Raw genomic sequence first — 17,099 nt, 5'->3', positions numbered from 1 at the left:
GTGGTATGGGTCGGGTCGAAAAGGGGGCTACTCGGGCTGGCCGCGCGCGCGCAGCAGGTCGGCGAGGCTGCGCGGCGCGGGTTCGAGCGGCGTGCGGTGCTGCGTCCAGCCCAGCTGCTTCGCGGGCGCGAGCGCGCGCAGCCGCGTCGCCGCCCAGCGGAACGCGCGGTACGCGCGCGGATGCGCGAACGCGCCGGACCAGAAGCGCCAAACGAGGTCTTCCGCGCGGCTGTAGTTCGCGCCCTGGCCGCGCAGCGGGTGCGCGACCGGCTCGTCCGGCTTGCGGTTCGCCTCGGTGCGCAGCCGCACCAGCAGCTGCGGGATCGGAATCCGCACGGGGCAGACCTCGCCGCACGCGCCGCACAGCGTCGACGCGCTCGGCAGGTCGGCGGTGGCGTCGAGGCCGAGCAGGTGCGGCGAGATGATCTTGCCGATCGGGCCCGGGTAGGTCGTGCCGTACGCATGGCCGCCGATCCGCGTGTAGACGGGGCAGTGGTTCATGCACGCGCCGCAGCGGATGCATTGCAGCGTCGCGCGCAGCTGCTCGTCCGCGTACGCCTGGGTGCGGCCGTTGTCGAGCAGCACGACGTGCAGCTCGCGCGGGCCGTCGCGTTCGCCGTCGCGGCGCGGGCCGGAAATCAGGTTGAAGTAGGTCGTGATCGCCTGGCCGGTGGCCGAGCGCGTGAGCAGGCTCGACAGCGGCACGATGTGCTCGAGCTTCGCGACGACCTTCTCGATGCCCATGATCGCGATGTGCGTGTCGGGCACCGTGGTCGACAGGCGGCCGTTACCTTCGTTCTCCACGAGCCACAGCGTGCCGGTGTCGGCGGCCGCGAAGTTCACGCCGGACAGGCCGATGTCCGCGTCGACGAACGCCTGGCGCAGCGCGCGGCGGCCGGTCTGGATCAGGGTGTCGACGTCTTCCGTGTACTGCGCGCCCGGGATGTGCTGCTCGAACAGTTCGGCGATGTCGCCGCGCGTCTTGTGGATCGCGGGCATCACGATGTGCGACGGCTTCTCGCCGGCGAGCTGGACGATGTATTCGCCCATGTCGGATTCGATGCAGTCGACGCCGTGCCCGGCGAGGTAATGGTTCAGCTCGATCTCCTCGCTCGCCATCGACTTGCCCTTGATCACGCGGCGCGCCTTCTTCGCCTGCGCGATGCCGAGGATGATCGCGTTCGCGTCGTCGGCGTTCGCGGCCCAGTGCACATGCACGCCGGCTGCGGTCAGCTTCGCCTCGAGCTGCTCGAGCAGCGCCGGCAGCCGCGCGAGCGCGTGCTGCCGCACCGCTTCGCCGAGATCGCGCAACGGCTGCAGCTCGGTGTCGTCGGGGAACTGGGCCGCGCGCTTGCCTTGCAGGAAATCCATCGCGCCGCGGAAGCTGGCGCGCAGCTTCGGATCGTCGAGCGCGGCGCGCGCGCGCGCCTTGAAGTCGCCGGGGGCGACGAAATGCAGGGGCTGGTCGCTCATCGCGCGGTTCCTTGCGAAGCGGGCCGGTCGGCGGTGTCGGGCCCGGTGACGATCACGACCCACAGCCGGCGCGGGCCGTGCGCGCCATAGGCGAGCGTCTGCTGGATGTCGGAGGTCTTCGACGGGCCGGACACCAGCACCAGGTTCGTCGGCATGCCCGCGTGCCATCGCTCCGCGTGCACGGCCGCGTGCAGGTCCGCATGCAGCGTGTGCGCATGGACGAGCGCGACGTGCAGCGGCGGCACCAGCGACACGGTGCGCGGCGTGCCGGCGTCGGGCGCGAGCACGACGGTGCCGGTTGCCGCGATGCCCGAGCGCGCGACCGTGAAGCCGGCGTCGATCGTGTCGAACAGCTCGGCCTTCCACGCGTCGATCGGCCGGTCGAACGGCACGGCCGCGACCGCATCGGGCAGCGCGCGGGCGAGGGCGGCCGATTCGGCGCGCGCCGGGTCGAGCAGCAGCCGGCGCACGCCGGCCGCGGCGAGGCGCCCGGCGAGCTGCGCGGGCCACGCTGCGGCATCCGCGCACCAGACGTCCGCGTGCGACGCGGCGAGCGCGGTTTGCATCGCGTGCGCGAGCGTGTGCGGATCGGCGGCGGCCGCCGTGCGCCGGGCCGCGTAATGGGTGTCGATGCGCGCGTCGAGGCTGGCCGCGGCGGAGGCATCGGCGCCCGGCGCGGCGGCGCGCAGCCGCGCGAGAATCGCGTCGCGGGCGCTCATCGGTCGTCTCCGCGCAGCGACGCGGCGCCGGCCGTGCGGCGCCACAGGAAGCTCGCGAGGTGCTCGACCGGCAGCGGCGCGCCGGCCTTCGCGGCCGCATGGCCGATGTTCAGCAGGCAGCCGCAGTCGGCGGACACGAGCCGGTCGCAGCCGGTCGCGCAGGCCGACGCGACCTTGTCGCGCACCATCGCGCCGGAGATGTCGGGATGCTTGAGGGAGAACGTGCCGCCGAAGCCGCAGCATTCGGATTCGCGTTCGTGCTCGATGCGGGTCACGCCGGGCAGCGCGTCGACGAGCGCGACGCCGTGTGTGCGCGTGCCCATTTCGCGGCGCGCCGCGCACGACGTGTGCAGCACCACGCGCTCGTCCGGCTGCGCGGCGGCTGCAGCGGCAGCGGTGGCGCCATCGAGCCGCACGCCGAGCACGTGCACGAGGAATTCGGCGAGTTCGTACACGCGTTCGGCGATCGCGCGGGCCTTCGGGCCGTTCACGGGATCGTCGGCGAACAGCGCCGGCCAGTGGTGCCGCATCATCCCGGCGCATGAACCGGACGGCACGATCACCGGCCACGGCTGCGCGAACAGGTCGAGCTGCGCGGCGGCGACGCGGCGGGCTTCATCGGGATTGCCGCTGCTGTACGCGGGCTGCCCGCAGCAGCTCTGGCCGCGCGGATAATGGACGGTCAGGCCCTCGCGCTCGAGCAGCCGCACCGCGTCGAGGCCCGCGTCGGGCACGAACAGGTCGACCAGGCAGGTCGCGAACAGATAGGCGTCCGCGGGCGCGGCCGTGGGGTATTGCCTCGAGTGCATGTCTCGCTCCAGGTGGACGGCGGCCCGGCACGCGGGACGGCGGTTTCGCTGCATAATTCCCGCGACGGCGCCGCAGCTCAAATTGGTTGGGCCAATCGATGCGCCGAGGCATTCCGGAGACCCGACGATGGCAGCAGGCATGACGGCGCGCGGCCGTACCGAGGTGGTGATGCGCAAGCTCGAGACGGCGCTGCTCGACGGCACGTGGCCGGCCGGCACGCGCCTGCCGGCCGAGCGGGTGCTCGCCGAGCAGTACGGCGTTGCGCGCAATACGATCCGCGAGGCGATCCAGCGGCTCGCCGCGCGGGGGCTGCTGCAGAGCCGGCGCGGCGCGGGCGTGTACGTGACGGATCAGCTGCGCGCGGGCATCGCGTCGCCGTGGGGGCAGCTCGTGGCCGACCATCCGGCGCTGCGCGACGACATCCTCGAGTTCCGCCGCGTGCTGGAGGGCGCGACCGCGTATTTCGCCGCGCTGCGCGCCGACGCGAGCGACCGCCGGCGGATCCGCGCGCTGCTGCGCGAGCTGGAAACCGCCCACGCGAACGACGACCGGGCCGTGGAAGTGGCGACCGACTCGAAGCTGCACGAGGCGATCGCGCGCGCGTCGCACAACACGATGTTCCTGCACCTGCATACCAGCGTGATCGGCATGCTGCGCGAGCACATCACGGTCAACGCGGCCGGCATGACGCAGGAGGATGCGGGCGCGTCGGACCAATTGCTGCGGCAGCACCGGACCGTCTGCGACGCGATCTGCGCGCATCGGCCCGAGGAGGCGCGCACGGCGATGCAGACCCATATCGACTACGTGCGCAGCCATTTCGAGCGGCGCGGCCACGCCGGCTGAAATTGGTCGGACCACGCCGGCCGGCGCGATTGACCGTGCTGTCCGGCGCCACTTAGAATCGACTGGAAGCGCCCGTCGGCCGCGCGCCGCGGCAGGCGCGGCTGCGTTGATCCGCCCTGCCCAGGAAGCCCTGTGTCTACGTCCCTCATCCGGCGCGAGCCGTTCGTCCGGTCATGGCACGCCGCATGCCGGCAGGCGGCCCGCGCGCTGGCCGTCTCCGCACTGCTGCCGCTCGTGTCCGCCTGCGCGACCCATCCCCCCGCCACCACGCTCGACCGGCCCGTTTCGTCCGCGCTGTCCGCCGACGTCGCGACGCCGTTGCGCGACGCGCTCGCCGCGGCCGAGGCCGCGCATCCGGGCCAGTCGGGGTTCCGCCTGCTGGCGGGCGGCGCCGAGGCGCTGCAGATGCGCATCGCGCTCGCGCGCGCGGCGACGAAGACGCTCGACATGCAGTACTACATCGCGACCGAGGACACGACCGGCAAGCTGCTGCTCGCCGCCGCGCTGTACGCGGCCGATCGCGGCGTGCGGGTGCGGATGCTGATCGACGACCTGAACTTCCGCGACATCGACCGCGTGATGGCCGCGCTGAACACGCACGCGAACATCGAGATCCGCGTGTTCAATCCGTTCGGCGCCGCGCAGCAGGGCGTGATGCGGCGCACCGCGAATTTCTTCACGCGGATCGACAGCTTCACGCGCCGGATGCACAACAAGGCGATGATCGCGGACAACCGGCTCGCGATCGTCGGCGGCCGCAATCTCGGCGACGAATATTTCAGCGCGAGCCCGACGCTGCAGTTCCGCGACCTCGACGTGCTCGCGGCCGGCCCGGTGACGCGGGACATCTCCGCGAGCTTCGACGCGTACTGGGCGAGCGCGAGCAGCTATCCGCTGCGGGTGCTGAATCATCAGACCTTCGATCCGAAGGACCTCGACGCGATGCGCGACGAGCTGCGCGCGCACTGGCGCACCTACGCCGAGCCGTACAACGCGAAGCCGCTGAACGCGACGCCGCTCGCGCGGCAGATCGCGCGCGACGAGCTCGGGCTCGTATGGGCGCCGGCCGAATTCAAGGCCGATGCGCCGGACAAGGTCGCGCGGCCCACCGACAGCTACGTGAGCCCGCCGATGCGGCGCCTCGTCGAGCTGATGCGCGACGCGCAGCAGGAGGTGCTCGCGTTCTCGCCGTATTTCGTGCCGCACGACGCGGGTGTGAAGATCCTCGGCGATACGGCCGCGCGCGGCGTGCGGGTCGCGATCCTCACCAACTCGCTCGCCGCGACCGACGCGGTGGCCGTGCAGGCCGGCTACGCCCCGTACCGCGTGCCGTTGCTGCAGCGCGGCGTCGAGCTGTACGAATTCAAGTCGCAGCCGCGCCAGCAGCCCGCGCGCCTGTTCGGTTCGCGCTCGCGGGCGAGCCTGCACGCGAAGGCGTACGTGATCGACCGGCGCACCCTCGTGATCGGCTCGCTGAACCTCGATCCGCGTTCCGCGCATCTGAACACCGAGCTTGCGCTGGTGATCCGCAGCCCGGCGCTCGCGCAGCAGGTCGCGACGATTTTCGCGCGGGTGACGCAGCCGGACGAGAGCTATCGCGTGCAGCTCGCCGCGCCGTCGGGGCCCGGCGCGTCCGAGCTGGTCTGGACCGCGACCGACAACGGCGCGCCGCACACCTATCACGTCGATCCGGACGCGGGGCTGCTGCGCAACGTGCTGACCGGCATGTTCATGCTGCTGCCGGTCGACGATCAGTTATAGGGCCGGTTCCGGCGCGCCCGGAAAGATGATATGGTTGTGCGCGCAACGATCTGGCGATCGTGGCGGTGCCGCCGGATGCCGCGCGCGCGATGCGCGCGGCGGCCGGGCGGCGAGACGAACATGCGCCGGCGCTCGCCGCGTCCGGCGCCAGGAGACAACGTGTGACGCCGCGTTCGCCCGGCCGCGCGCGCCTGCTCAACCGGAGCCCCCGCATGCAACGCGTACCGAACCAGCCGTTTTCCCGTCCCGCCCGCTTCTCCGACGCCGAATGGCAGGCGCGCGTGCAGCTGGCGGCTGCCTACCGCATCTTCGACCATCTCGGCTGGACCGAGCTGATCTACAACCACATCTCGCTGCGCGTGCCGGACGCCGACGGGCACTTCCTGGTCAATCCGTTCGGGCTGCACTACCGCGAGGTATGCGCGTCGAACCTGGTCAAGGTCGACCTCGACGGCAACGTGATCGGCCATTCCGACTGGCCGATCAACCCGGCGGGCTTCACGTTCCACAGTGCGATCCACGCGGCGCTGCCGGACGCGCATTGCGTGATGCACGTGCACACGACGCCCGCGATGGCCGTGTGCTGTTCGCGCGGCGGCCTGTCGTTCTCGAATTTCTACGCGGCGCAGCTGTACGGCAAGGTCGCGTACCACGACTTCGAGGGGATCACCGTGCATCTCGACGAGGGCCGGCGCATCGTCGCGAGCGCGGGCGGGCGGCCGGTGCTGCTGCTGAGGAACCACGGGCCGGTGACGATCGGGCACACGCTCGCGCAGACGTTCTCGCTGATGTGGCTGCTCAATCGCGCGTGCGAGGTGCAGGTCGCGACGCACGCGATCGGCGACGCGCTGCCGATCGCGCCGCCGGTGCTCGAAGCCTGCGTGCGCGATTCGCTGAACTTCGACCCGAAGCACGGCGCGGGGCAGGATGCGTTCGACGCACTGCAGCGCATCGTCGATCGCATCGATCCGGGATACCGGAGCTGACGCGCCGTGCGCGTTCAGAAGCGGTAGCCGAGGCCGGCCTGGATCACGTCGGTGTCGCGGTTGTAGCGCGTGACGACCCGGTTCCACGTGACGCGCGTGAGCCAGCGCTCGGAGAGCCGGTAGCTGGCCGAGATCGACACGATCCCCGACACGGTGCCGTCGCCGGGGCCCGGCTGGCCGCTGAAGTTGCGCTGGTTCACCGTGAAGTAGGCGCCCGCGCCGGCCGACAGCGTGAGCGCGTCGTTCAGGAACGCGCGCGTGAGCCAGAGCTGCGATGCGACGCCGTTGCGGCGCACGGCCTGCTTCGCGCCTTCATACATCCACGTCGCGGTCCAGTCGACCGTGCGGGTGAGGCCGCGCCGGTATTCGATGCTGCCGCCGAGCGTCGACGGCGACGAGCGGCTGTTGAGGATCGTTTCGCCGAGCATCGCGGTCACCTCGTTGTTCGTGACCTTGCCGGCGCGCGGCAGCGGCGTGTCGCGCGGGCCGGGCGTGCCCGGCGCGTCGAGCTGGTAGCCGATGCCGAACATCACCGACGTGGTGTTCGGCCCGCGGAACACCTGCGTGCGATTGAGCTGCAACTGCGCGACCCAGCGGTCCGACGTGTAGTACGCGGCGCGTACGCTCATCAGCACGCCCCAGCCGTGCGAATTCGAGTAGTCGCGGCCTTCGCCGGCCGGGGCCGTGTCGAAGTAGCGGTATGGCCCTGCGCCCGCCGACAGCACGAAGCGGCGGTTCTCGAGCGGCCAGCGCCCCCAGAATTGAATCGCCTGGCCGTCGCGGTGGTGATTGGGGATATGCCCTTCGTTGTACCAGGTGAAGCCGATCGCGGTGTGCGGGCTCAATCCTTCCTGGTAATCGAAGGCCCACGCATACGAGCGGCCGCCGCCGCCCCATAGCGAACCGGCGAACAGCCCGAATTCCTGGGCGGCCGCGGGCCCGGCATGAAGTGCCGCGAGCGTGCAGACGCTCGCGAGCACCGGGCGGAAGCGAACGGGACGCGTTCTCGATGGCAAGCGAGGGGTCGGCACGATGCATCTCTGGGGGACGACAAGGCCCCATCTTCGCGCGCGAATGGCTGCGTGTCGATGCGGATTTCCACAGGATCGTATTGCGCGATGTGACGATGCGGCGGTCGGCCGGCAGGCAAAAAAAACGCGGCCGGGCGGCCGCGTAAATACTCGCAGACTCCTTCGGACGAAGGAAACAAGCAACTGTGAGAAGAAGTGTAGCGAAACGGCGCGCGCGGATTCAGGCGTTCGCCTGCAAAGGTCTGTTCCTGGCCGCGTCAGGCTGGCCGCATACCGCACCGGCGGGCGGCGATCGACTAACATGGGCGAGACGCCATCCGCCGGATGGCGCACACGGTCGTACAAGGAGATTCCATGACGAAGCTGCGCATCCTTCAGGTCGCGTTACTCGCGGGCGTGCTGGCCGCCGGCAGCGCGGCGGCCGAAACGGTTCGCCTGTCCGCCAACCTGCAGCCGTCGAGCGAGGTGCCGCCGACCACGAGCAAGGGTTCGGGCGCGGTCGACGCCACTTACGACACGCTCACCCATACGCTGCAATGGACGGCGACCTACGAGAACCTGACCGGCCCGGCCACCGCCGCGCATTTCCACGGGCCGGCGCCGGTCGGGCAGAACGCGGGCGTGCAGGTGCCGATTCCGAAGGACGGCCTCGCCAGCCCGATCAAGGGCTCGAAGGAACTGACCGACACCCAGGTGACCGAGCTGATGGCCGGCAAGTGGTATTTCAACGTGCACACGAAGGAGCATCCGTCCGGCGAGATCCGCGGGCAGGTGCTGCCGGCCGGCTGAGCGCCGGCGTTTGATATAGAGGCACCTGTCGAGCGTCCGGGGCGCGATCGCACGTACCATCGACACATTTCCGATACGGAGTGCGTCCGATGAGTTGGCAAAGCAAGCTCGCCTGCTGGCTGCTGCGTTGGCAGTTCCGCCCCGAGACCACGCGTCCCGTGCTCGACCCGGCGCGCGCGCGGCGCTTTACCGACCGGCGGATGATCGTGCCGCGCCGCGCGCCGTCCGGCTATCGGCTGCGCGAATGCTACGGCCCGGACGACGCGCCGCTGCGCGGCGAATGGCTCGAGCGTGTCGACGGGCGGACCGGGCAGGGGTCCGGGCAGGGGGCCGCGCAGGGGCGCATGCTGCTGTACTTCCACGGCGGCGGCTACTACTTCTGCTCGACCAAGACCCATCGCCCGCTCGTGTTCGGCCTGACCAAACGCGCGGGCGTGCGCGCGTTCTCGCTCGACTACCGCCTCGCGCCGGAGCACCGCTTCCCGGCCGCGCTCGACGATGCGCTCGCCGCCTACCGCCGGCTGCTCGCGACGGGCACGCCGCCCGAGTCGATCGTGCTCGGCGGCGATTCGGCGGGCGGGGGCCTCGCGCTCGCGACGCTCGTCGCGCTGCGCGATCGCGGCGAGCCGCTGCCGGCCGGCGCGATCCTGTTCTCGCCGTGGACCGATCTCGCGGCGACCGGCGAGACGCTGCGCACGCACGACGGCATCGATCCGATGTTCGCCGGCCCGGCGCTCGGCAAGGCGGCGAAGCTGTATCTCGGCGACACGCCGGCCGCCCACCCGTACGCGTCGCCGCTCTATGCGGATTTCACGGGGCTGCCGCCGCTGTTCATCCAGGTCGGCAGCACCGAGGTGCTGCTCGACGATTCGCGCCGCGTCGCCGACAAGGCGAGGGCCGCCGGCGTGCAGGTCGAGATCGAGATCTGGCCGCAGATGCCGCACGTCTGGCAGTTGTATGCGCCGATGGTGCCGGAATCGCGGCAGGCGCTCGACCGGGCGGCCGCGTTCCTGCGCCGGGTCGCGGTCGAGCGCGCGGTTCAGCGTGCGGGCGAGGTGTCGATCGCCTGATAGGCGGCCTTCACGGCGGCCGCGCCGTATTTGCGCTCGAGCCGGCGCACGGCGAAGTGGCCGTGCGCCATCTGCTGGAAGTGGTCGATGAACAGCGTGTTGACGGTCGCGCCGAGCACCGCGCCGATCGCCGGAATCGACTTGGCCGCCATCTGTTCGGTCACCTGCACCGAGAAGCGCGACGCGACGGTTTGCACGAGCTTGAACACGGCGGCCGAGCCGTGCGCGGCGATGCCTTTCGACGTGATGTCCGACGATGCCTTCGAGATCGCCTGCGCGAGCGCGCCGCGCAGCACGAAGTAGCCGAGATCGGCATCCTCTTCGCTGCGGTCCGGGTTGCCGCCCATGCCGAGCACGGCGAGGCACTGCAGCTGCGTATCCACCGACGACAGGTCCTCGCCCTCGCTGCGCGCGATGTCGCACACCGAGCGGAAGATCAGCGTCGTCGTCACCGGCAGCTCGACCGGCAGCGCGAGGAAGCCGAACGCGCCGCCCGCCGCGCCCGTCGTCGCGACCGCGAGCTTGTGCAGCAGGTTGCTCGGCTTGTCGGGCGTGTCCACGTCCGGCGCCGGCGGCTTGCCGAGCGTGCGCAGCGCGAGGTTCAGGCACTTGCGCAGCGCGAGCTGGGTCGCGTCGTTGATCTTGCCGGTCGCGAAATCCGGCAGCCGGCCGATCATCTTCTCCACCGGCGCGCCGAGCAGGCCCGTCAGCTTCATCGTCAGCGACGGGCTTTCCAGCACCTGCTTCGCGCGCCGCAGCACGTCGCGGTCGTCGTCCGACAGCGTCGTCGCGACGCCGGTTGAAATCGGTTCCATCTTCCTCCCTTGCAGCCAGGGCCGAGCCGTCGGCCGTCAGCTAGGTTACTCCAGCCGTGCTAGAATTTTCAAATTGTTGACTCGTCAAAAGTTGTTTCAGCAAAAAATGGCCGTCCATACCGCCGCCCACCATTCGAGCGGGCAAGTCCTGCCGTTCCGCGAGTCGCTGCTGGCGATGATCGGGATCTCGTTCGTGACGATGCTCGTCGCACTCGACCAGACCGTGGTCGGCACCGCGCTGCCGACGATCGTCGCCGAGCTGAAAGGGTTCGACCTGTATGCATGGGTCGCGACGTCATACCTGCTCAGTTCGGTGATCACCGTGCCGATCTTCGGCCGGCTCGGCGACTATTACGGGCGCAAGCCGTTCGTGATCGCGTCGATCGTGCTGTTCACCACCGCGTCGGTGCTGTGCGGGATGGCCAACGACATGCTGTCGCTCGTGCTTGCGCGCGGGCTGCAGGGCATCGGCGGCGGGATGCTGGTCGGCACCGCGTTCGCGTGCATTCCCGACCTGTTCCCCGATTCGGTCGTGCGGCTGCGCTGGCAGGTGATGATGAGCTCCGCGTTCGGCATCGCGAACGCGATCGGGCCGTCGCTCGGCGGCGTGCTGACCCAGTCGTTCGGCTGGCGCTCGGTGTTCTACGTGAACCTGCCGGTCGGGATCCTGTCGCTGCTGTTCGTGTGGCGCTACCTGCCGCACCTGCGCCATATCGAGCACGACGAGAAGATGCGGCTCGACTGGCCGGGCGCGATCCTGATCGCGCTGTCGCTCGGCGCGCTGCAACTGTTCGTCGAATGGCTGCCGAAATACGGGATCGCCGGCTGGCCGACGCTGCTGCTCGGCGTCGCGCTCGTCGCGGGCGTCGGTTTGTGGCGCTGGGAGAAGCGCTGCGCGCAGCCGATTTTGCCGTTCGACATGTTCGGCAACCGCGCGCTGTCCGCGCTGTTCGTGCTCGCGATCCTCGCCGGCTTCTCGATGTTCTCGCTGCTGTTCTACGCGCCGCTGCTGTTCCAGGGCGGCTTCGGCATGTCGCCGAAGGAAGCCGGGCTCGTGATCACGCCGCTCGTCGTGTTCATCACGATCGGCAGCATCATGAACGGCCGCGTCGTCACCCGCATCCGCCATCCGAACGCGATGCTGCACGTCGGCTTCGCGCTGTTCGCGATCACCTGCGTCGGCGTCGTCGCGGCGACGCACGCCACGCCGCGCTGGGTGCTGATGGCGCTGATGGTCGCGGGCGGCGTCGGCCTCGGCTTCGTGCTGCCGAACCTCACCGTGTTCGCGCAGCAGACGGCCGGGCGCGAGCACCTCGGCATCGCGACCGCGCTGCTGCAGTCGCTGCGGATGGTCGGCGGGATGGTCGGCACCGCGCTGACGGGCACGCTCGTCAACCAGATGTACGCGGGCGGCGTGCGCGACGCGCTCGCGGCCGATCATGCGCTGCAGTGGCACGCGCGGCTCGCCGATCCGCAGATCCTGATCGACCGCGCGGCGCAGGGCGGTCTCGTGAGCGAACTGACGCGTGCCGGGCATAATGGCGCGCTGCTGCTCGAGGCGGCCCGCGAATCGCTGGTCGGCGCGATTCACCTGGGCGTCGCGGTGGCGGCGGCGGTCGCGGTGTTTTCGGTGTGGCAATGCAGACGCGTGCCGCCGATTACGCTGCGGCGCAAGATCGAACCCGGCCCGTTGGCCGATTGAAGGAACAGATTCAGCGCATGGAAGAACAGGACCGCGTCGCGATCTTGCAGCAGTTCGGACGAACCTATCGCGCGTTCATGAGCGCGTTCGAGGCGCACGTCGGCCAGCCGATGCCGCGCTGGCGCATCATGGTCGCGCTCAATACGATGGACGGCCACGCGTCGCAGAAGCGGCTCGTCGAAGTGCTGCGGATCGACCCGGGCGCGCTCACGCGCCAGTTGAAGGCGCTCGAGGCGCTCGGCTGGATCGAGCGCGAATCCGACGCGCGCGACAACCGCGTGACGAACGTGAAGCTGACCGACGACGGGCGCGCGGCATTCGACGCGAGCCTGCCGCGCCGCAAGGCATTCCTCGACAAGACAGTGGCGCAGCTCCCGGACGACGTGCTGAACGGGCTGTCGGGCGCGCTCGCGATGCTGGAGGCGCGGATCGCGGAAGCCGGCCCGCCGCCGGCGGGGCGCTGAGCGCGCCGCCGCCGCGGGAACGGCGTTACAGCTCGATGCGCGTGCCGAGCAATGCGAGGAACTGCGCGAGCCACGCCGGGTGCGCGGGCCACGCGGGCGCGGTGACGAACGGCGCATCGGTGACGGCCGCGTCGACCGGAATGTCCGCATACTCGCCGCCGGCGAGCTTCACTTCGGGCGCGCAGGCCGGATAGGCCGAGATGCGCTTGCCGCGGATCACGTCCGCGGCGGCGAGCAGCTGCGCCGCATGGCAGATCGCGGCGATCGGCTTGCCCGCATCGGCGAACGCGCGCACGATCGCGATCACTTTCGGATCGAGCCGCAGGTATTCCGGCGCGCGGCCGCCCGCGATCGCGAGCGCGTCGTAGCGGGTCGCATCGACGTCGTCGAACGTCGCGTTCAGCGTGAACTGGTGGCCGGGCTTCTCGGTGTAGGTCTGGTCGCCCTCGAAGTCGTGGATCGCGGTCTTGATCTTGTCGCCTGCCCGCTTGCCGGGGCAGACCGCGTCGACGCGATGGCCGACGGCCTGCAGCGCCTGGAACGGCACCATCGTTTCGTAGTCTTCGGCGAAATCGCCGGTCAGGAACAGGATCTTCTTCGCTGCCATGGCTTTCTCCTGCGAAAGAGGGGACGGTCGGAACGAAAGCGCAGTGTACTCCGGCAGGTCGAATCCGGCATGACGGCCGCCCCGTTGCGGGGCGGCCCGCTCGGGCGGCCGGGCGGCCGCCGCGCGGCGGATCTCAGAAGAACGTCTCGATCACTTCCTTTACGCGGAATTGCGGATCGAGCACGAGCAGCTGGCGCCACTTGTCGAACGTCAGGCACGGGTGCGAGATGTCGAACGCGACCATGTCGCCGACCTTCACGTCCGCGCCGGGCGGGATCTGCAGGTACGCGTGCTGGTCCATCAGGCCGGTGATCGCCCAGCCTTCGCCCGCGGCCACGTCGCGCGGCGCGGTGTCGCGGCCCGGCCGGAAATGGCGCGCCGGCTCGGGCAGGCCCGCGTCGAACGCCGAGTCGCGCTTGCCGAGCGCGATGATCGCGCGGTCCGGCTCCGGCACCGACTGCACGTACGCCCACAACTGCAGCGCGGGCAGCAGGCCTTCGCCCATCTTGCGCGCGGTCGGGTTGCGTTTGAACACGTCGGTCTGCGCCTTCTTGTAGATGCCGACGTCGTGCGTCAGGTAGCAGCCCGGGCGCAGCACCACTTCCGCGAAGCCTGCGTCGGACGCCTTCGCGAATTCCTCCGCGACCACGTCGTACCATGCCGAGCCCGCGCCCGACAGGATCGCCGGCGTGCGCGCAAAGCGGCCGGCCGCGGCGAGCTCGCGCGTCAGCGCGACCGCGCCCTGCAGGAACGTGCGGATCTCGTCCTCCTCCTTCAGCACGCCTTCGTAGAGTTCGATCCCGGCCAGCTTCAGCGTGTCCGGGTAGCGGGCCAGCGCGGCGAGCACCGCGTCGCGCTGCGCGGCGTCGCGCGCGCCGGTGCGGCCGCCCGGCACGCCGAGCTCGAGCAGCACGTTGATCGACTTCTTCGCTTCGCCGAAGAAGCGGCCGAGCTGGTCGACGCCGTCGGCCGAATCGACGAGGCAGAAGAACTCGAAATCGGGATCCGACAGCAGCCCCGCGATGATCGTCATGTTGCGGCGGCCGACCAGCTGGTTGGCGAGCAGCACGCGCCGCACGCCGCCGTGATACGCGGCCTGGGTCTGGTGCGCCGTGGCGAGCGTGATGCCCCATGCGCCGGCGTCGAGCTGGCGGCGGAACAGCTGCGGCGCCATCGTCGTCTTGCCGTGCGGCGCGAACTTGACGCCGTACTCCTGGACGAACGCCTGCATCCACTTCAGGTTGTGCTCGATGCGATCCTCGTACAGCACCGCGGCCGGCAGGCTGACGTCTTCCGCGAGCAGGTTCCACTCGAGGCGGCCCGCGTCGGCGAGCGGCACGCTCGCGCTCGGCAGATTGCCGAGGCCCTTGCCGAACGGATCGATCGTCGCTTCCTGATAGTTTGTAACTTTCATGTCATCCCGCTCCATCATCGATATGCATTGCACTGAAGTTGACATGCCGATGGTACAGAAAGTAGCATCGGCGCGGTGATGTTATTTAGTAACATGATGCGCCGCAACTTTTTTCAGCAGATGAATTCGTCCGCCACTTCGTCCTCTGTTCCGCCTGCCGCGCAACCGGCCGGCCAGCCGGCCGTCGACATCATTGCGCGGATCGCCGAGTGCGCGCCGGAGCTGCGCGATGCCGAGCGCAAGGTCGCGGCGTTCATCCTCGCGGATCTCGGGCGCGCCGCGCATGCGAGCATCAGCACGCTCGCGCGCGACGCGGAAGTGAGCGTCGCGACGGTCACGCGCTTCGCGAAGGCGGTCGGCTGCCGCGACGTGCGCGAGCTGAAGCTGCTCGTCGCGCAGGCGGCGGCCGTCGGCCAGCGCTTTCTCGCGCCGTCGGACGACGCGGGCGCCGGCGACGCGAACCCGGCGTCGCTCGTCTACGACGAGATCCAGGTCGCGCTCGCGCACAACCACCAGCTGCTGCGCCACACGTCGTTCGACGCGGCGGCCGACCGGCTCGCCGGCGCGAAGATGATCTACGTGTACGGGCAGGGCGGCGGCTCCACCGCGCTCGCCGACGAGCTGCGCTTCCGGCTCGTGCGTTTCGGCCGTCCGGTCGCGAGCTACCAGGACAGCGTGCTGCAGCGGATGGTCGCGGCCACCGCGACGCGCGACTCGGTCATGGTCGCGCTGTCGGTGAGCGGGCGCGTGCCGGAGCTGCTCGAGAGCTGCGCGCTCGCCAAGCGCTACGGCGCGACGCTGATCGCGGTCACCGCGCCCGCATCTCCGCTCGCGCAGCTCGCCGACCACCTGATTCCGGTCGTCGCGTTCGAGACCGATTTCATTTTCAAACCGTCGACATCGCGCTACGCGATGATGATGGCCATCGACGTGCTCGTCACCGGGGTCGCGCTGCGGCTCGGCGACGCGTGCCGAGAATCGCTGCGCCGCGTCAAGCACGCGCTCGACGCGCACCGTGGCGGCGGCGACCGTCAACCGCTAGGAGACTGACCATGCATTCGCATCCCGAAGCCGCCGATACGCTGATCGTCGGCGCGCAGCTGTATGACGGCACCGGCGCGCCGCCCGTCCCGCGCGACGTCGCGATCCGCAACGGCATGATCGCGGCGATCGGCAACCTGTCGAACTGGCTGGCCGAGACGGTCGTCGAGGCGAACGGCCGCGCGCTCGCGCCGGGCTTCGTCGACGTGCACACGCACGACGACACGCACGTGATCCGCTCGCCGCAGATGCTGCCGAAGATCACGCAGGGCGTGACGACGGTGATCGTCGGCAACTGCGGGATCAGCGCGTCGCCGGTGACGCTCGCGGGCGACCCGCCTGACCCGATGAACCTGCTCGGCGAGCGCGCCGCGTTCCTGTATCCGACCTTCGCCGACTACGTCGCGGCGGTGAACGAGGCGCGGCCGGCCGTCAACGTCGCGGCGCTGGTCGGCCATACCGCGCTGCGCAACAACCAGATGGACCGCCTCGATCGCGCGGCCACCGAGCGCGAGATCGCCGGCATGCGCGCACAGCTCGAGGAAGCGCTCGCGCATGGCGCGCTCGGGCTGTCGTCGGGCCTCGCGTACGGTTCCGCGTTCGCGGCGCCGCCCGAGGAGGTGATGGCGCTCGCCGAGCCGCTCGCGAACGCGGGCGCGCTGTACACCACGCACATGCGCACCGAATTCGACGCGATCCTCGATGCGATGGACGAGGCGTATCGCGTCGGCCGCCACGCGCAGGTGCCGGTCGTGATCTCCCACCTGAAATGCGCGGGCCCGTCGAACTGGGGCCGCAGCACCGAGGTGCTCGCATCGCTCGAAAGCGCGCGCCGCTATCAGCCGGTCGGCTGCGACTGCTATCCGTACAGCCGCAGCTCGTCGACGCTCGACCTGAAGCAGGTGACGGGCGACATCGACATCACGATCACCTGGTCCGAGCCGCATCCGGAAGTCGCGGGCAAGCTGCTGAAGACGATCGCGGCCGAGTGGGGCGTGACCGAGCAGGAAGCCGCGCAGCGGATCCGGCCGGCGGGCGCGGTGTACCACAACATGTCCGAGGACGACGTGCGGCGGATCCTGTCGCATCCGGCGACGATGGTCGGCTCCGACGGCCTGCCGAACGATCCGCTGCCGCATCCGCGGCTGTGGGGCGCATTTCCGCGCGTGCTCGGCCATTACGCGCGCGAGACGGGCCTGCTGCCGCTCGAGGAGGCGATCCGCAAGATGACGTCGCTGTCCGCGCGCCGCTTCGGGCTCGTCGGGCGCGGCGAGGTGCATGTCGGCTTCCACGCGGATCTCGTGCTGTTCGATCCGGACAGCGTGATCGACGCGGCGACCTTCGACCGGCCGCAGCAGCCCGCGCACGGCATCGACGCGGTGTGGGTCAACGGCGTGCTGACCTACCGCGACGGCCAGCCGACCGGCGAACGCGCGGGCGGCTTCGTCGCGCGCGGCGCGCGTGCGCCGGCGAGCGCCGGCGCGGCGTTCTGACGCGCGGCGCCCGGCACAACTTCCGTGCGTGCCGCGCACGGCGCGCGCATCCGCAACCCAGCGTTGCATGGAACCAGA

16 protein-coding genes are annotated in these 17,099 nt (G+C 70.4%); 9 read left to right on the top strand and 7 right to left on the bottom strand.

Features of this window, described 5'->3' with window-relative positions; all coding sequences use genetic code 11:
• Nucleotides 1-27: 27 nt before the first annotated feature.
• The 3 genes from HWY45_RS06925 to HWY45_RS06915 are packed head-to-tail and all read right to left on the bottom strand — an operon-like array spanning nt 28 to nt 3,001.
• On the bottom strand, nt 28-1,473 hold the full coding sequence (locus tag HWY45_RS06925; RefSeq protein WP_059879922.1) for a LutB/LldF family L-lactate oxidation iron-sulfur protein: 1,446 nt from the start codon (nt 1,471-1,473) through the stop codon (nt 28-30).
• Nucleotides 1,470-2,192 carry a LutC/YkgG family protein gene (locus tag HWY45_RS06920; protein WP_059879919.1) on the bottom strand — a complete coding sequence of 241 codons (723 nt, stop codon included), beginning with the start codon at nt 2,190-2,192 and terminating at the stop codon, nt 1,470-1,472. Before HWY45_RS06920 ends, HWY45_RS06925 begins: the two co-directional genes overlap by 4 nt.
• A complete protein-coding gene (locus HWY45_RS06915; protein ID WP_059879916.1) occupies nt 2,189-3,001 on the bottom strand; it encodes a (Fe-S)-binding protein in 813 nt (270 codons plus the stop codon). The genes HWY45_RS06920 and HWY45_RS06915 overlap by 4 nt, the downstream gene beginning before the upstream one ends.
• 127 nt (nt 3,002-3,128) lie before the next feature.
• On the opposite strand from HWY45_RS06915, the gene HWY45_RS06910 reads away from it, so the two are divergent.
• From HWY45_RS06910 to HWY45_RS06900, 3 genes are all read left to right on the top strand, one after another.
• Nucleotides 3,129-3,848: a FadR/GntR family transcriptional regulator gene (locus HWY45_RS06910; protein WP_059804095.1), complete on the top strand. Its 720-nt coding sequence runs from the start codon at nt 3,129-3,131 to the stop codon at nt 3,846-3,848.
• 132 nt (nt 3,849-3,980) lie between these two features.
• The gene (locus HWY45_RS06905) at nt 3,981-5,609 is read left to right on the top strand and encodes a phospholipase D family protein (RefSeq protein ID WP_059879913.1); all 1,629 of its coding nucleotides are present in this window, start codon (nt 3,981-3,983) and stop codon (nt 5,607-5,609) included.
• 212 nt (nt 5,610-5,821) lie between these two features.
• A complete protein-coding gene (locus tag HWY45_RS06900) occupies nt 5,822-6,595 on the top strand; it encodes a class II aldolase/adducin family protein (RefSeq protein WP_059879990.1) in 774 nt (257 codons plus the stop codon).
• Nucleotides 6,596-6,609: 14 nt separating this feature from the next.
• On the opposite strand, the gene HWY45_RS06895 is transcribed toward HWY45_RS06900, so the two are convergent.
• Entirely contained in the window at nt 6,610-7,575 is a 966-nt protein-coding gene (locus tag HWY45_RS06895; RefSeq protein WP_059879910.1) for a hypothetical protein, read from the bottom strand.
• A gap of 405 nt (nt 7,576-7,980) precedes the next feature.
• Here HWY45_RS06895 and HWY45_RS06890 point away from each other — a divergent pair, with 405 nt between their 5' ends.
• Both HWY45_RS06890 and HWY45_RS06885 read left to right on the top strand, forming a co-directional pair.
• Entirely contained in the window at nt 7,981-8,415 is a 435-nt protein-coding gene (locus tag HWY45_RS06890; RefSeq protein ID WP_059566134.1) for a CHRD domain-containing protein, read from the top strand.
• An 89-nt stretch (nt 8,416-8,504) separates the two neighbouring features.
• On the top strand, nt 8,505-9,485 hold the full coding sequence (locus HWY45_RS06885; protein ID WP_059804084.1) for an alpha/beta hydrolase: 981 nt from the start codon (nt 8,505-8,507) through the stop codon (nt 9,483-9,485).
• Here HWY45_RS06885 and HWY45_RS06880 read toward each other — a convergent pair.
• On the bottom strand, nt 9,455-10,300 hold the full coding sequence (locus HWY45_RS06880; RefSeq protein ID WP_059566132.1) for an EcsC family protein: 846 nt from the start codon (nt 10,298-10,300) through the stop codon (nt 9,455-9,457). The genes HWY45_RS06885 and HWY45_RS06880 overlap by 31 nt on opposite strands.
• A 106-nt stretch (nt 10,301-10,406) precedes the next feature.
• On the opposite strand from HWY45_RS06880, the gene HWY45_RS06875 reads away from it, so the two are divergent.
• On the top strand, nt 10,407-12,002 hold the full coding sequence (locus HWY45_RS06875; protein WP_059566131.1) for an MDR family MFS transporter: 1,596 nt from the start codon (nt 10,407-10,409) through the stop codon (nt 12,000-12,002).
• A 17-nt stretch (nt 12,003-12,019) separates the two neighbouring features.
• Nucleotides 12,020-12,466 (top strand): MarR family winged helix-turn-helix transcriptional regulator, encoded by a 447-nt coding sequence (locus HWY45_RS06870; RefSeq protein ID WP_059879987.1) that lies wholly within the window; start codon nt 12,020-12,022, stop codon nt 12,464-12,466.
• A 25-nt stretch (nt 12,467-12,491) separates the two neighbouring features.
• Here the strand turns inward: HWY45_RS06870 and HWY45_RS06865 are convergent, their stop codons facing one another.
• Nucleotides 12,492-13,073 (bottom strand): DJ-1/PfpI family protein, encoded by a 582-nt coding sequence (locus tag HWY45_RS06865; protein ID WP_059879908.1) that lies wholly within the window; start codon nt 13,071-13,073, stop codon nt 12,492-12,494.
• Nucleotides 13,074-13,206: 133 nt separating this feature from the next.
• Nucleotides 13,207-14,487: an amino acid deaminase gene (locus tag HWY45_RS06860; RefSeq protein WP_059566129.1), complete on the bottom strand. Its 1,281-nt coding sequence runs from the start codon at nt 14,485-14,487 to the stop codon at nt 13,207-13,209.
• 120 nt (nt 14,488-14,607) lie between these two features.
• Between HWY45_RS06860 and HWY45_RS06855 the strand changes: the two genes are divergently transcribed.
• Together HWY45_RS06855 and HWY45_RS06850 are read left to right on the top strand one after the other, a co-directional pair.
• Nucleotides 14,608-15,537, top strand: a complete 930-nt coding sequence (locus HWY45_RS06855) for a MurR/RpiR family transcriptional regulator (RefSeq protein ID WP_059879984.1) — start codon at nt 14,608-14,610, stop codon at nt 15,535-15,537.
• Between the two features lie 2 nt (nt 15,538-15,539).
• Nucleotides 15,540-17,021: an N-acyl-D-amino-acid deacylase family protein gene (locus tag HWY45_RS06850; protein ID WP_059804069.1), complete on the top strand. Its 1,482-nt coding sequence runs from the start codon at nt 15,540-15,542 to the stop codon at nt 17,019-17,021.
• Nucleotides 17,022-17,099 lie beyond the last annotated feature (78 nt).

Source organism: Burkholderia stagnalis (assembly GCF_902830275.1).
GTDB lineage: Bacteria > Pseudomonadota > Gammaproteobacteria > Burkholderiales > Burkholderiaceae > Burkholderia > Burkholderia stagnalis.
Note: the sequence above shows the minus strand (reverse complement) of the source record. Positions and strands in the feature narration are given on the sequence as shown.

Bases quoted from the DNA above. Each gene is read 5' to 3' on its own strand.
- HWY45_RS06925 (WP_059879922.1), bottom strand. From the start codon at position 1,473: ATGAGCGACCAGCCCCTGCATTTCGTCGCCCCCGGCGACTTCAAGGCG.
- HWY45_RS06865 (WP_059879908.1), bottom strand. From the start codon at position 13,073: ATGGCAGCGAAGAAGATCCTGTTCCTGACCGGCGATTTCGCCGAAGAC.
- HWY45_RS06915 (WP_059879916.1), bottom strand. From the start codon at position 3,001: ATGCACTCGAGGCAATACCCCACGGCCGCGCCCGCGGACGCCTATCTG.
- HWY45_RS06890 (WP_059566134.1), top strand. From the start codon at position 7,981: ATGACGAAGCTGCGCATCCTTCAGGTCGCGTTACTCGCGGGCGTGCTG.
- HWY45_RS06920 (WP_059879919.1), bottom strand. From the start codon at position 2,192: ATGAGCGCCCGCGACGCGATTCTCGCGCGGCTGCGCGCCGCCGCGCCG.
- HWY45_RS06900 (WP_059879990.1), top strand. From the start codon at position 5,822: ATGCAACGCGTACCGAACCAGCCGTTTTCCCGTCCCGCCCGCTTCTCC.
- HWY45_RS06870 (WP_059879987.1), top strand. From the start codon at position 12,020: ATGGAAGAACAGGACCGCGTCGCGATCTTGCAGCAGTTCGGACGAACC.
- HWY45_RS06855 (WP_059879984.1), top strand. From the start codon at position 14,608: ATGAATTCGTCCGCCACTTCGTCCTCTGTTCCGCCTGCCGCGCAACCG.
- HWY45_RS06860 (WP_059566129.1), bottom strand. From the start codon at position 14,487: ATGAAAGTTACAAACTATCAGGAAGCGACGATCGATCCGTTCGGCAAG.
- HWY45_RS06910 (WP_059804095.1), top strand. From the start codon at position 3,129: ATGGCAGCAGGCATGACGGCGCGCGGCCGTACCGAGGTGGTGATGCGC.
- HWY45_RS06850 (WP_059804069.1), top strand. From the start codon at position 15,540: ATGCATTCGCATCCCGAAGCCGCCGATACGCTGATCGTCGGCGCGCAG.
- HWY45_RS06885 (WP_059804084.1), top strand. From the start codon at position 8,505: ATGAGTTGGCAAAGCAAGCTCGCCTGCTGGCTGCTGCGTTGGCAGTTC.
- HWY45_RS06880 (WP_059566132.1), bottom strand. From the start codon at position 10,300: ATGGAACCGATTTCAACCGGCGTCGCGACGACGCTGTCGGACGACGAC.
- HWY45_RS06875 (WP_059566131.1), top strand. From the start codon at position 10,407: ATGGCCGTCCATACCGCCGCCCACCATTCGAGCGGGCAAGTCCTGCCG.